Annotated in this window: 13 protein-coding genes, 1 pseudogene and 2 riboswitches; of the genes and pseudogenes, 13 read left to right on the top strand and 1 reads right to left on the bottom strand. The window is 45.7% G+C overall.

The annotated features are described in order from the left end of the window. Positions 1 to 47: 47 nt before the first annotated feature. Positions 48 to 146: riboswitch (THF riboswitch) on the bottom strand. 190 nt (positions 147 to 336) lie between these two features. From H8Z76_RS04930 to H8Z76_RS04920, 3 genes are all read left to right on the top strand, one after another. Continuing rightward, a complete protein-coding gene (locus tag H8Z76_RS04930) occupies positions 337 to 642 on the top strand; it encodes a hypothetical protein (protein ID WP_022514803.1) in 306 nt (101 codons plus the stop codon). A 90-nt stretch (positions 643 to 732) separates the two neighbouring features. Then, positions 733 to 1,629 carry a magnesium transporter CorA family protein gene (locus H8Z76_RS04925; RefSeq protein ID WP_186981833.1) on the top strand — a complete coding sequence of 299 codons (897 nt, stop codon included), beginning with the start codon at positions 733 to 735 and terminating at the stop codon, positions 1,627 to 1,629. A 92-nt stretch (positions 1,630 to 1,721) separates the two neighbouring features. Continuing rightward, positions 1,722 to 3,221, top strand: a complete 1,500-nt coding sequence (locus H8Z76_RS04920; protein ID WP_186981832.1) for a methyl-accepting chemotaxis protein — start codon at positions 1,722 to 1,724, stop codon at positions 3,219 to 3,221. 99 nt (positions 3,222 to 3,320) lie between these two features. On the opposite strand, the gene thiC is transcribed toward H8Z76_RS04920, so the two are convergent. Further along, on the bottom strand, positions 3,321 to 4,625 hold the full coding sequence (gene thiC / locus H8Z76_RS04915) for a phosphomethylpyrimidine synthase ThiC (RefSeq protein WP_186981831.1): 1,305 nt from the start codon (positions 4,623 to 4,625) through the stop codon (positions 3,321 to 3,323). Positions 4,626 to 4,772: 147 nt separating this feature from the next. After that, positions 4,773 to 4,881: riboswitch (TPP riboswitch) on the bottom strand. Between the two features lie 120 nt (positions 4,882 to 5,001). Here thiC and H8Z76_RS04910 point away from each other — a divergent pair. The 10 genes and pseudogenes from H8Z76_RS04910 to H8Z76_RS04865 all read left to right on the top strand — a co-directional run bounded on the left by H8Z76_RS04910 (position 5,002) and on the right by H8Z76_RS04865 (position 12,593). Next, entirely contained in the window at positions 5,002 to 6,609 is a 1,608-nt protein-coding gene (locus tag H8Z76_RS04910; RefSeq protein WP_186981830.1) for a GGDEF domain-containing protein, read from the top strand. After that, entirely contained in the window at positions 6,606 to 7,400 is a 795-nt protein-coding gene (locus tag H8Z76_RS04905; protein ID WP_186981829.1) for an HAD-IIB family hydrolase, read from the top strand. Before H8Z76_RS04910 ends, H8Z76_RS04905 begins: the two co-directional genes overlap by 4 nt. Then, the gene (locus H8Z76_RS04900) at positions 7,397 to 7,801 is read left to right on the top strand and encodes a hypothetical protein (protein WP_186981828.1); all 405 of its coding nucleotides are present in this window, start codon (positions 7,397 to 7,399) and stop codon (positions 7,799 to 7,801) included. The genes H8Z76_RS04905 and H8Z76_RS04900 overlap by 4 nt, the downstream gene beginning before the upstream one ends. An 18-nt stretch (positions 7,802 to 7,819) precedes the next feature. Next, the gene (locus tag H8Z76_RS04895; RefSeq protein ID WP_186981827.1) at positions 7,820 to 8,161 is read left to right on the top strand and encodes a phenylpyruvate tautomerase MIF-related protein; all 342 of its coding nucleotides are present in this window, start codon (positions 7,820 to 7,822) and stop codon (positions 8,159 to 8,161) included. A gap of 119 nt (positions 8,162 to 8,280) precedes the next feature. Continuing rightward, positions 8,281 to 8,529, top strand: coding sequence for a hypothetical protein (locus H8Z76_RS04890; RefSeq protein ID WP_186981826.1), 249 nt, complete (start codon positions 8,281 to 8,283; stop codon positions 8,527 to 8,529). Between the two features lie 164 nt (positions 8,530 to 8,693). Next, on the top strand, positions 8,694 to 8,948 hold the full coding sequence (spoIIID, locus tag H8Z76_RS04885) for a sporulation transcriptional regulator SpoIIID (protein ID WP_022515324.1): 255 nt from the start codon (positions 8,694 to 8,696) through the stop codon (positions 8,946 to 8,948). Positions 8,949 to 9,029: 81 nt separating this feature from the next. Then, the gene (guaA, locus tag H8Z76_RS04880; RefSeq protein WP_186981825.1) at positions 9,030 to 10,604 is read left to right on the top strand and encodes a glutamine-hydrolyzing GMP synthase; all 1,575 of its coding nucleotides are present in this window, start codon (positions 9,030 to 9,032) and stop codon (positions 10,602 to 10,604) included. Between the two features lie 128 nt (positions 10,605 to 10,732). Continuing rightward, a pseudogene (gene aac(6'), locus H8Z76_RS13950) lies at positions 10,733 to 11,128 on the top strand (aminoglycoside 6'-N-acetyltransferase); the annotation flags it as partial. Positions 11,129 to 11,203: 75 nt separating this feature from the next. Further along, complete coding sequence (locus tag H8Z76_RS13945) at positions 11,204 to 11,713, top strand: GNAT family N-acetyltransferase (RefSeq protein ID WP_186981999.1); 510 nt, start codon at positions 11,204 to 11,206, stop codon at positions 11,711 to 11,713. 70 nt (positions 11,714 to 11,783) lie between these two features. Then, positions 11,784 to 12,593, top strand: a complete 810-nt coding sequence (locus tag H8Z76_RS04865) for a carbon-nitrogen hydrolase family protein (RefSeq protein ID WP_186981824.1) — start codon at positions 11,784 to 11,786, stop codon at positions 12,591 to 12,593. Positions 12,594 to 12,752 lie beyond the last annotated feature (159 nt).

The following is a 12,752-nucleotide window of genomic DNA, read 5'->3' as shown; positions in this document are numbered from 1 at the left end:
TAGCAGTTTTCCTAAACTACATAGAGGAGACAAGATAACCTGAATGTAGCAGCGGGATGCGAAGCCTGTACCGCAAGCGATTGCTTTTCGTCCGTGTGACAACTCCCTGTTCACATGGCACTTAACGCACAGATTTCTACTCTGCTAATATGTATGATATTAGTTTTACCGGCATATTTCCAGCCGACTTGCTAACTATAACACAAATGTCTGTTTATGTAAATAATAAATCTGAAAAATGAAAAAATTCTTACAAAATCGGGCAAAACGTGATAAAATAAAAGGGAAATAAGGCATTCCGGAAAGGAATTTGCAGAGAAGAAAGAAGGGATCGTCATGTTTGCTGTTGGACAGACAAATGCGCAGGTAGTCAGGAAAAAAGTCAGCATGCCGAGGGAGTTTAATCTGCGAAAAAAAGGAAGGAAAATTTATGGAGCCTGGGTTGGGGACCGGTGTCTGTATCTGTCGGATGAGGAGAAGGTCCTGCGGGCAAAAGCAGGGAGGGAAGATCAGGTGAAACTGATGAGTGTTGACACGGAAAACCGTATCCGTGTTCCGGCATCGTTAGAGCATGCGAACGTCAGCATTCGCGGGTGCATTTCCACGATCGAGCTTCAGTTCACGCCACAGAAACAGGCTTAGGGAGCGTTATTTTGGGAGAAATTTGGGAAAGATAGAGGATAAAAGAAGGAAGAGACATACAGGAGGTGGACAGTCATTTATTATAAGATCATGGATGACCAGCTGGAAGAGACAGAATTTGATGACTGGAAAGATCATAAGGACGGGATTGCGGTACTAAGCGGAGCGGAATGGGAGAAGGCAACGGACATCCGGGCGAATTATCTGCTTGGATGGCAGGAAGACAATATTCATTTCTGCAAGCTGGAAAGCTATTCGGACTATCTGTTTGGTACATTCCATATCCCGGAGAAAGGGCATTACCGGAACAATTACGGTTTTGCCTTTTATATTTTACAGAGAAAGATGATATTTATTGATGACACGGGGATCGTCGGAACACAGATCGCGCAGATCCGTCAGGCAAGAATGCGCAAGGGCTACACGCTGGAGCGTTTTTTGTATGATTTTCTGATCTCGCTGATCGATGATGACCTCTTGTATCTGTCGGCACTTGAAAAAAAGATCGCCGGGATGGAGGAACGGATCTTGGAGCGTGAGGATAAGGAATTTAACCATGAGATGTTACGCATGAAAAAGGAAATCTCAAGAATGCACCGCTATTACAGCCAGATGGCGGATATGGGGGAAATGCTCCATGAAAACGAGATGGATTTTTTCGGGGAGAAAGAGGCAACGTGCTTTGGCGTGTTTACGGACCGCGCGGGCAGACTCCGGGAAGAAACACAGGTGTTAAGAGAGTACGCGATGCAGGTGCAGGACGTATATCAGTCCGAGATCGGCATCCGCCAGAATGATGTAATGAAAGTGCTTACGATCGTGACGACGGTGTTTCTGCCGCTGACCCTGATCGCGGGCTGGTATGGCATGAATTTTGTCCATATGCCGGAGCTCGCGTGGAAATATGGTTATCCGGTGGTCATATTCGTTTCGGTGCTGATCGTCGTGGTCAGTCTCTACATCTTTAAAAAGAAAAAATATTTATGAGATATCGTCGGAATTTGTAGAAAATTCTATATCAATTTGCACGCTGTATTGCTATAATAGAGTAGAGAACGAAAGAGAAGGAGAGGAAAAAGATGGAAAAGAACTATCTGTATGCAGATGAGAAAGAACAGATGACACGCGCCAATGGGTTGTATGTTCTTACGAGTATTTTGTTTTATATTTTTGCTGCAGTAATCGTGTTTGTGGCATATCTGCGGGGAATACGGTCGCTTGGATTTACCTGCATGATCGGAGTGGTCGTGCTTGTGATGATCGTTTTAAATTTGATGTTATACCGCACAAACAGCGCAGACCGCCGGATACGCTATGTCTTGAGTACCGGGCTTTTGGTGATAACGTTTTTTACGGGCATAGCATTTGACGCTTATTATCTGCGCTTTATGGGAGCGGTTCCGTTTATCATCTGTATCGTGTTTTTTGACAGACGGTATTCCAGATTTTACGGAGTGGTTACGAGTGCGCTTAACATTATCATTACCGTGATAAAGATTTCGGTGCTGCATCGCTGCACCGGAGACGAAACTGTGGATCAGATCTGCGCGACACTGGTGATCTGTTTTATGATGCTTCTGATCTACTGGACCGTTGCGGTTGCGCATACATTCAACAGTGATACGATCGGCCAGCTCGGCGAGGAAAAGAAAAAACAGCAGGATATGATGGATCATATCGTAAATGTGGCAGAGCAGGTCAGAGAGGGAACAGAGCAGGCAGTCGATATCATGAACCAGCTCAATGAATCCACGGATACCGTAAACGGAGCAGTCCGGGATATTTCAGACAGCACACAGACGACAGCGGAGAATATCCAGGCACAGACCGTGATGACACAGAACATCCAGGAAGCGATCGGCGAGACGATGGAGCGCTCTGCGGAGATGGTAGAGACAGCGAAAAAATCCGGCGAGCTCAATGAGAAGAACGCGAACCTGATGGAACACTTAAAGACGCAGTCGGAAAATATCGCGCAGATCAACGAAGGCGTGGCGGCGTCCATGCAGAAGCTTCAGGAGAAGACAGAAGCGGTAAAGGGCATCGCGGATACGATCTTTTCCATTTCAAGCCAGACAAATCTCCTTGCGTTAAACGCGTCGATCGAAAGCGCGAGAGCCGGAGAAGCCGGAAAAGGCTTTGCGGTCGTAGCGGATGAGATCCGTCAGCTTGCGGAAAAGACACGTCAGGAGACCGAAAATATCGCGTCGATCTTAGAGGAACTTTCCGGGGATGCACATTCGGCAGCGGATTCGGTAGGTGAGGCAGTGGCTGCGGCAGGAAAGCAGGATGACCTGATCACGGAAGTTTCAGCAAGCTTCACGGATATGAATGAGAATGTGACCAAACTTACGACGGATATCGGACAAATCGATGAGATGTTAGGCCAGCTCTCCGAGTCCAACAATCAGATCGTTGACAATATCACACAGCTTTCGGCAACGACGGAAGAAGTGACCGCATCCTCTCATCAGGCGGCGGAACTCAGTGTCAACAACCTGGAGCACGCGGAAGAAACCAAGAAACTGTTGGGCGGAGTGCTTGATGTGGCGGAAGAGCTGCAGAAATACACCAATTAGTGTGAGATAACAATTAAGCAAGAAACAGAAAAAAGAGAGAAATCGTTTTATCAAGCGTTTTCTCTCTTTTTTGAATGGATCTGTTATCGAAGTAAGTACTTATAAAATATCGATGTATTCGCCGGACAGCGCTTTGTTCATGCTGCGGACAGCGCAGAACTTACCGCACATGGAGCAGGTGTCTTCATGTTCCGGTTTGCGGTCTTCACGGATCGCCTTTGCAGTCTCCGGGTCGATCGCGCATTCCCACTGCGCATCCCAGTCGAGCACACGTCTCGCGTCAGCCATCTTGTCATCGATATCTCTCGCTCCGCGCACACCCTTGGCGATATCAGCAGCGTGGGCAGCAATCTTGGAAGCGATGATTCCCTGTTTTACATCATCGACATTCGGAAGCGCAAGATGCTCTGCCGGAGTGACATAGCAGAGGAAAGCAGCGCCTGCGGTCGCGGCAACGGCACCACCGATCGCAGCGGTGATATGGTCATATCCCGGAGCAATATCGGTAACGAGCGGCCCTAATACATAAAACGGAGCGCCGCTGCAGATTGTCTGCTGGATCTTCATGTTGGCCGCGATCTGGTCGAGCGGCATATGTCCCGGACCTTCCACCATGACCTGAACATCTTTTGCCCAGGCGCGTTTGGTCAGCTCTCCGAGACGGACAAGTTCCTCGATCTGACAGACATCGGAAGCATCCGCAAGACAGCCCGGACGGCAGGCGTCACCGAGGGAGATGGTCACATCATACTCGCGGCAGATATCTAAGATCTCGTCATAGTATTCATAGAACGGATTTTCATTTCCGGTCATGCACATCCATGCAAATACCAGAGAACCGCCACGGGAAACGATATTCATTTTGCGTTTGTGGTTTTTGATCTGGTCGATGGTCTTTCTGGTGATGCCGCAGTGGAGCGTGACGAAATCCACACCGTCTTCGGCATGCAGACGTACCACATCGATAAAATCCTTTGCAGTAAGTGTGGCAAGATCCCGCTGATAGTGGATCACGGAATCATAGACCGGAACCGTACCGATCATAGCCGGACATTCGCTGGTGAGCTTGCGGCGGAACGGGATCGTATCGCCGTGGGAGGACAGATCCATGATCGCTTCCGCGCCCATGTTGACTGCTTCCATGACTTTTTCCATCTCTACGTCATAGTCCTTGCAGTCTTTGGAAACGCCGAGGTTTACATTGATCTTGGTTTTTAACATGGAACCGACACCCTGCGGATCGATGCATTTGTGATTTTTGTTGGCACAGATCACGACTTTGCCGGAAGCTACGAGCGGCAGCAGTTCGTCTGTGGTCATCTGTTCTTTGGCGGCAACGGATTTTAATTCTTCGGTTATGATTCCCTTTCTTGCTGCTTCCATCTGAGTTGCGTAATTTCTCATTTCTTATCTCTCTTTCTATCAAAATAGTCTTTTGCGCGCCTGATCCATAAAGATAAGAGGTCATTTCCATAACAAAAAAACGGAATACCAAAACGCAAGTATTCCGTTTCTATAAGCTGGATCCTGTGGATCGATAATCCAAAGAATCCGTTACAGTCATTATTTCCCTACGTTAGCATTATCTAAATCAGGTTAAGGGTCTAAGCAGTACAGCTTACTCTCAGCCGGCTTGTCGCAGGCTCCCCTGTTTGTATGCCCCTATTGTACCATAACCTCGGAAAAAAGCAACTGTAAAGCGAGAGAAAAACCTTGAAAAAATGCGGTATATAAGATATTGTGATAATAGGGAAAGTTTGGATACAGAGGTAGCAGGAGTATGTTAATAAGAAGAATAAAAAGATGGATGCCGTACCTGGTCATTGCAGCAGGGCTGGCGTTGATCTTATTGGCGTATGCAGCCAATTTTAAGATCACGGAGTTTGGAAGCATGGATGAAACAAGCCCCGACACGACCACCAGACAGGCGGACGGAAGCGAGATCTTTTCGTTTGCGGCGGAGGATTATGGGGGGATGCAGAAAAATATCGTATTTTTCACGAATCACCAGCTTGTGTGGGCTTACGCGGATGGAAAGCCGATCTATGAAAATACAAGGACAGGCGGAATCTGGGGACGCACGACCGGCTCACACTGGAATTTTGTGGCAGTCCCATATGGAACAAAAGAGATAAAGATCAAACTGACGCCGGTATATCAAAACGTCCGGTATCAAGACTGCACGTTTTATACCGGAAAAGAGCAGGAGGCTTTTTATAAGATCTTCGCGCAGTCGGTCATCACGTTTTTTGTCAGCGCGCTGATCGTCATACTGGGATTTGGAATGATCGTTTACTGGTGCATTGTACACAGGAAGGCGGAGATCGGGAACAGCCTGCTGCATCTGGGCATGTTTTCGGCGATATTTGGTGTCTGGTCGGCAAATGAGACGGACGCGATGATGCTGATCGTGCGGGACCGGATCGCGGCATCGTTTATGGCGTATATCCTTTTGATGTTGATGGGGATTCCGTTTGTTTTATTTGTGCGGGAGTTTTTGAATATCGGGGACCGGAAGCTCTGGAAGGTGCTGTTTGCGATCAATACCTGTGAGATGGTGTTTGTGCTTGGACTTCAGTTTTTTGGTATCGCGGATATGAAAGAAACACTCTGGCTGACTCATATGATGTTGTGTATCGCGTTGTTTTATATGATCGGATGTCTGCTATATAAGGCGTTCCGCCATCAGATCGACCGGCACGCGAAGATCAGTACCGTAGGAATGATCCTGCTTTCGGCGGCAACAGTGACGGATATCGTGCTGTATTACCGCCATATCGGTGACGCGGATCTGTTCGGACGCTTTGTATTCCTGGCGTTTGTGCTGATGCTCGGTTACGAGGCGGCATTCTATGCAGTGGATACGATCGAAAAGGGACGGAAGGCAAAGGTGTATGAGGAACTGGCGATCCATGATGTCCTGACGGGGCTTTACAACCGGAATGCCTATATGGAGGACATGTCGCAGATGAAAAGCGCCAGAGGAAAGATGTTTGTCTCCTTTGATCTGAATAATCTGAAGGAATGCAACGACGAACACGGTCATGTGGAGGGAGACACTTACCTTAGAAATGCCGCGCGGATCATAGAAAAGATCTTTGATCCTTATGGAAAGGTCTACCGCATCGGCGGGGACGAATTCTGCTGTATCGTGGAGCATGCCGCAAGATGTCCGATCCTTTTCTGCATTGAGGTAATGCGCACGGAAGAGGAAAAATATAACAGCGATCCGGAGCATTATCCGATCCATATCGCGTGCGGTTACGCGCAGTTTGATCCGGAGCGGGACGAAAGTTTTGAAGGGACAAGAAACCGCTCCGATGTCAGCATGTATGAAAACAAATCAAATATAAAACAGAAAATGCATATAGAGGATAGCAGAAGATGAAAACAAAAATAAAACTGATAGCGTGTGATCTGGATGGCACACTGCTTCTGGACGGAGCGACCAAATGCCGCCCGGAACTCTTTCCACTGATCGAGGAACTGACAAAAAGGGGTGTTTCTTTTATGCCGGCAAGCGGAAGACAGTATCCGAGCCTGCAGCGGTTGTTTGCGCCGGTCAAGGACAAGATCATGTATCTGTGTGAAAATGGGGCGCTGGTCATGCATCTGGACCAGGTATTGATGAAGCGGCAGTTTGAGGATGGACTGGCAATGCGTATCAGCAACACCGTACTGGAACACCCGGACTGCGAAGTGCTGATATCGGGGGAGTGCACGAGTTATGTGATCCCGAAAGATCCGTCTTTCGTGACCTATCTGCGTGACGATATTGGAAATAATATCACGGTCATAGATAAACCGGAGCGGATCGAGGAACCGATCATGAAGGTTTCCTATTTTACACCGGAAGATAAGCGTGACGGGGCAACGGCGGATTTTAAGCGGGCGTTTGGTGACAGCTGTCTGATCGTGACATCCGGAAACCGCTGGGTGGATTTCGCGCCGCTTGGCACAAGCAAGGGTTCTGCCTTAAAAGAGATCGGAGAAAAACTTGATATCCTGCCGGAGGAGATGGCTGCGTTCGGAGATAATGAAAATGACCGGACGATGTTGGAATTTGTCGGACATCCCTATCTGATGGAGACGTGTAATCCGACCATGCGGGATGTGCGTGCGACGGCATGCAGACGTGTGGAGGATTCCCTGCGGCAGATACTGGAGGAAATGGAATGAAAAACAAGTCAAAATTAAAAAAGATTCGTGAAAAGAACCATGGGGCGGCGGATGCTCCAAAAGAATGGTTTTACATGCAGCAAAAAGAGATCACAGTGCGTGAGATCGCGGATGCGCTGCAGGAGGAAGCAGACCTGGAACTTGAGATCTGGGAAGCGGCGGGAGTCCTTGAAGTGGTGATCCCGGAAGAACGCTCGATGGATTTCGAGTGGACCAGGGCGGAATTTCGCGACGAATACAGTAAGAACTGGCTTACAGAACAGGGCGTAAAGACCATGTTTTTTGTGACGATCGACGCGGAACATTATACACACGCAAAACATATCATGCAGACGATCACAGGAAAGATCGGCGGATTTTTCTGCGGAGATACCGAGGATTTCCAGCCGGTCATCAAATAAAAACAGGAGGTGGCGGATATGCCGTTTATTGATTCAAAAATTTCTATCCCGGTGAGCAGGGAGAAACGCGAAAACTTGAAAGCAGATCTGGGACGCGCGATCTCGATCGTAAATAAACCGGAAGGTTTTTTGATGTTGGGATTTGAGGATAATTACGATCTTTACATGGGAGGCAAAAAGCTGGACAAGGGAGCATTTGTTTCGGTAAAGCTGTTCGGAAGCGCTTCCGCAAGAGAGTATAACGCAATGACAGCGGAGATTTGCCGTATCTTTAAAGAACGGCTCGGAATCCCGGGAAGTGCCGTGTACATTACTTACCAGGGCATCAATGACTGGGGCTGGGACGGAAAGAATTTCTAAAACAGCAGAAAACAGACAACAGATACGAAAAAAAAGGCGATCGGCATGAAAATGATTATGAGTTTAAAGAAAAAAATTCAGGGGAGAATCAGTAAAATGACGCCAGGAGCGTATAACGCATGTTTTCCTATTATGTATATGAGAAACCCGGAAAAGAAAGCTACGGAACTGTGGAGCGGTATCATACCGGAAAAGGAATTGGGATCCTGCTCACAGAGGTTTTGCTCATTATCTTCAATCTGCTTTTTTTCGGAACAGACACCGGAAGCAGAACAAAAGGAGCAGCAAAAAAAGTAAAAAAGAGAGCCAAAAAAGCAATGGTGTTTTTAAGGTCATTGCATGGCTGGCGCTGGTCAGTCTTTTCCTGATATATGCAGCGGCAGTAGGCGCAGGTCTGTATGGATATCTGTAATATAATTAGGTAAGGATCTTATGGTGACAGAAAGATCGCATGGCGGACCAAAAAATTAGACAGACATATAAAAGAATCCCCGGCATACAATGTAACAATTAGTATCGCAGGGGATTTTTTGTGAAAAGCTATATTGAGGAGAGAGTTATAAATATCGCAAATTATATCATTGAAAACAACGCGACCGTGCGTCAGACCGCAAAGAAATTCGGAATCAGCAAGAGTACGGTACATAAGGATGTAACGGAGCGCATTGTACAGATCAACCCGACACTTGCCGCAGAGGCGAGAAAAGTCTTAGATGTCAACAAATCCGAGCGCCATATCCGCGGCGGAATGGCAACCAAAGAAAAATATCTGCATCAGCACATATAAAAGATACAACTTCTACTTGTAAACTTGAAACTGCTCCCTTATAATAGGAAGATAGATTGAAAATACCAGGAGGAAAAAGTCGTGGACAAAGAATTAGTCATTGTACTTGATTTCGGCGGACAATACAACCAGCTGGTTGCCCGCAGAGTCAGAGAATGCAATGTTTATTGCGAGATTTATTCTTATAAAACAGACATTGAGAAGATCAAAGCTATGAATCCAAAGGGTATCATTCTGACAGGAGGGCCGAACAGCTGTTACGAAGAGGACTCTCCTTCTTATCAGAAAGAACTTTTTGAGCTTGGAATTCCGGTACTTGGACTTTGCTATGGTGCGCAGCTTATGATGCACAAACTCGGCGGAAAAGTCATCACACCAGAGGTTGGAGAATACGGAAAGACAGAAATCCATTATGCACCGAATGCAGTTCTGTTTCAGGGAATGCCGGAAACATCGATCTGCTGGATGAGCCATTTTGACCGTATTGAGATGGCGGCACCGGGATTTGAGGTGGTTGCCCATACTGCGGACTGCCCGATCGCGGCAGCACAGAATGTAGAAAAGAAACTCTATGCGATCCAGTTTCATCCGGAAGTCCTTCATACCGTAAACGGCACACAGATGATCTATAACTTTGTGCGTAACGTCTGCGGCTGTGCCGGAACCTGGAGAATGGATTCTTTCGTAGAAGAGACCATTCAGTCCATCCGTGAGAAAGTCGGCGATGGAAAGGTTCTTCTTGCGTTATCCGGCGGAGTGGATTCGTCCGTTGCGGCAGGAATCCTGTCACGCGCGATCGGAAAGCAGCTGACCTGTGTCTTTGTAGATCATGGTCTCTTAAGAAAGGACGAAGGCGATGAGGTAGAGAGCGTATTCGGACCAAACGGTCAGTTTGACTTAAACTTTATTCGTGTCAATGCGCAGGAGCGCTATTACGGAAAACTTGCCGGTGTCACAGAACCGGAGAAAAAACGTAAGATCATCGGGGAAGAATTTATCCGTGTTTTCGAAGAGGAAGCAAAAAAAATCGGAGCAGTGGATTTCCTTGCGCAGGGAACGATCTACCCGGACGTTGTGGAATCCGGACTCGGCGGTGAATCCGCAGTCATCAAATCCCACCACAATGTAGGGGGGCTTCCTGATTTCGTTGATTTCAAGGAAATCATTGAACCGCTTCGCAATCTTTTCAAAGATGAAGTAAGAAAAGCCGGTCTTGAACTGGGCATTCCGGAAAAACTTGTTTTCCGTCAGCCGTTCCCGGGACCGGGACTTGGAATCCGTATCATCGGTGAAGTGACAGCAGAAAAGGTTCGTATTGTACAAGATGCCGACGCGATTTACCGCGAGGAAGTAGACAAGGCGGTTGCCGATTACAAAAAAGCCAACGGCGAGGAACCGTCCTGGATGCCGAACCAGTACTTTGCGGCACTTACCAATATGCGTTCCGTCGGTGTCATGGGCGATGAAAGAACCTATGACTACGCAGTAGCGCTTCGTGCGGTCAACACCGTTGATTTCATGACCGCGGAATCCGCAGAGATTCCGTTCGCAGTATTGCAGACGGTGATGAGCAGAATTATAAATGAGGTGAAAGGAGTCAATCGTGTATTCTACGATCTGACGAGTAAGCCACCTGGAACGATTGAGTTTGAATAACGGACAGAAATGCCGAAAGCCTGTATTTATGCAGGTTTCCGGCATTTGTTTTATCGAATGGCTCTAGTTTGGCTCTATTTGTGGGCGGAGTAATAGGGATAAATCTTATATCGGCTGTAGGAGTGATAATGAAAATGGATATTAGAGTAGCAACTTTGGAGGATGTACAGATAGTAGCAAAATTGGCGATTCAGATGTGGAAATCACATACCATTGAAGAATTGGCAAGGGAATTTTACGATTATATTAGCAAAGAGAAGGGGAGAGTTTTTATTGCAGTGGCAGATGCAGGCGCAGTTGGTTTCGCACAATGTGGATTAAGACATGACTATGTAGAAGGCACAGCTTCAAGTCCAGTAGGGTACTTGGAAGGGATTTTTATAAAAGCGGAATATAGAAAAAGAGGACTGGCAAGAGGTCTGTTAGAGACCTGTCAGAAGTGGGCAAAGGAGCAGGGGTGTACAGAATTTGCCAGTGATTGTGAGCTAGATAATGAAAATAGTCGCAAATTTCACTTAAAAATGGGTTTTGTAGAAGCAAATAGAATTATCTGCTTTACGAAAAAATTAACAGATTCTGTTATTGACAAGAACGTAACAATGACATTTGACGAACCATTGGGTGGTTGCACATATGATCATATAGAAAGATTTGAATATAAGAAAGCAACAATGAAAGATGTTGATGAATTAGTAAGAACGAGAATAATTGTCCTGCGTGCAGCTAATAAATTGTCGGATGATGTGGATATGTCTCTGGTAGAGAAGGAATCATATGCATATTATAGACATGCATTGAAAACTGGAGAGCATGTTGCATATTTGGTATATGATAACGGAAAGTTTATCGGTGCAGGTGGAGTCAGCTTTTATCAGGTTATGCCGACATATCATAACCCGACAGGCAAAAAGGCTTATATCATGAATATGTATACCAATCCGGAATATCGTAGACAGGGAATTGCATATCACACATTGGATTTATTGATAAAAGATGCGAGGGAGCAGGGCATATCACATATTGCATTAGAGGCAACCGATATGGGACGACCTTTGTATGAAAGATATGGATTTGTAAAGATGGAAAATGAAATGGAACTGATTAAGTGACAAGATATATTGGGTTCACTACAGGTGAATGGATGGAGTGACTTAAATGATAACAGATAGGAGAAAGTGAATGTTTAAGATTGCAATATTACAAAAACGTGCCATTAATGCACAAATAGATAAAAATATTGAAAGTATCATTATAGCAATGAAAGAGGCTTCGGAAAAACATGCGGATATTCTTTTACTGCCAGAATGCTTTGTTACAGGATATGATTTGCCTATGGCATATGAAAAAAGTATTGCAGATGATGATATGAGGATTACGAAAATATGTGAGAATGCTAAAAAATATAAAATAGGTGTAGTAATCACTGCATTTACAAAAGGTAGTAAGCAACCGCAGAACTCAGCCTTTGTTATCAATAAGTCGGGTAATATATTGATGAAATACTCTAAGGTGCATACCTGTGATTTCGCAGATGAAAGAGATGTTGAATCAGGGAAAGAATTTAAGGTGTGTGATTTTGAAGGAATACAATTAGGTATTATGATTTGTTATGACAGAGAGTTCCCAGAAAGTGCAAGAATACTGATGTTAAAAGGAGCTGAGGTTATTCTTGTCCCAAATGATTGCGGTTCTATGCAACCAAGAATCAGGGCACTTTCTACAAGAGCTTATGAAAATATGGTTGCAGTTGCTATGGCAAATCCGAATGGAGATAATGCTGGATGTTCCTGCGCATATAGCCCAATTTGCTGGGATAGAAATGGAAAATGTGTTGATAACACAGTTTTGCTGGCTGATGATAAAACTGAGGGAATTTTTTATGCGGAGTTTGATATGGAAGCTATTAGAGAATACAGGAATCGAGAAATGTTAGGAAATACATTTCGTAAGGTAGAAGCATATAGTCAGTTATTAAGTAGTGTCTGCTGATCAAGCCGCAAACACTTGATTTTACTGACTTTTGCCCCACTTTCTGGTATAATGATAGCAAGGATTTTGACGAAAACAAATCGTTTTTCTTGCAGTTTTTTACAGATTTTGAGCATACGAGGGACTAAAACAATGTACAAACCGATCGACAAGCTACAG

It is taken from the genome of Roseburia yibonii, from assembly GCF_014297335.1.
Taxonomy (GTDB): Bacteria; Bacillota; Clostridia; order Lachnospirales; family Lachnospiraceae; genus Roseburia_D; species Roseburia_D yibonii.
This window is presented reverse-complemented; position numbering and strand designations above follow the sequence as displayed.

Coding starts and splice junctions, on each gene's coding strand:
- H8Z76_RS04930 (WP_022514803.1), top strand. CDS start 337: ATGTTTGCTGTTGGACAGACAAATGCGCAGGTAGTCAGGAAAAAAGTC.
- H8Z76_RS04925 (WP_186981833.1), top strand. CDS start 733: ATGGATGACCAGCTGGAAGAGACAGAATTTGATGACTGGAAAGATCAT.
- H8Z76_RS04920 (WP_186981832.1), top strand. CDS start 1,722: ATGGAAAAGAACTATCTGTATGCAGATGAGAAAGAACAGATGACACGC.
- thiC (WP_186981831.1), bottom strand. CDS start 4,625: ATGAGAAATTACGCAACTCAGATGGAAGCAGCAAGAAAGGGAATCATA.
- H8Z76_RS04910 (WP_186981830.1), top strand. CDS start 5,002: ATGTTAATAAGAAGAATAAAAAGATGGATGCCGTACCTGGTCATTGCA.
- H8Z76_RS04905 (WP_186981829.1), top strand. CDS start 6,606: ATGAAAACAAAAATAAAACTGATAGCGTGTGATCTGGATGGCACACTG.
- H8Z76_RS04900 (WP_186981828.1), top strand. CDS start 7,397: ATGAAAAACAAGTCAAAATTAAAAAAGATTCGTGAAAAGAACCATGGG.
- H8Z76_RS04895 (WP_186981827.1), top strand. CDS start 7,820: ATGCCGTTTATTGATTCAAAAATTTCTATCCCGGTGAGCAGGGAGAAA.
- H8Z76_RS04890 (WP_186981826.1), top strand. CDS start 8,281: ATGTTTTCCTATTATGTATATGAGAAACCCGGAAAAGAAAGCTACGGA.
- H8Z76_RS13945 (WP_186981999.1), top strand. CDS start 11,204: ATGACATTTGACGAACCATTGGGTGGTTGCACATATGATCATATAGAA.
- H8Z76_RS04865 (WP_186981824.1), top strand. CDS start 11,784: ATGTTTAAGATTGCAATATTACAAAAACGTGCCATTAATGCACAAATA.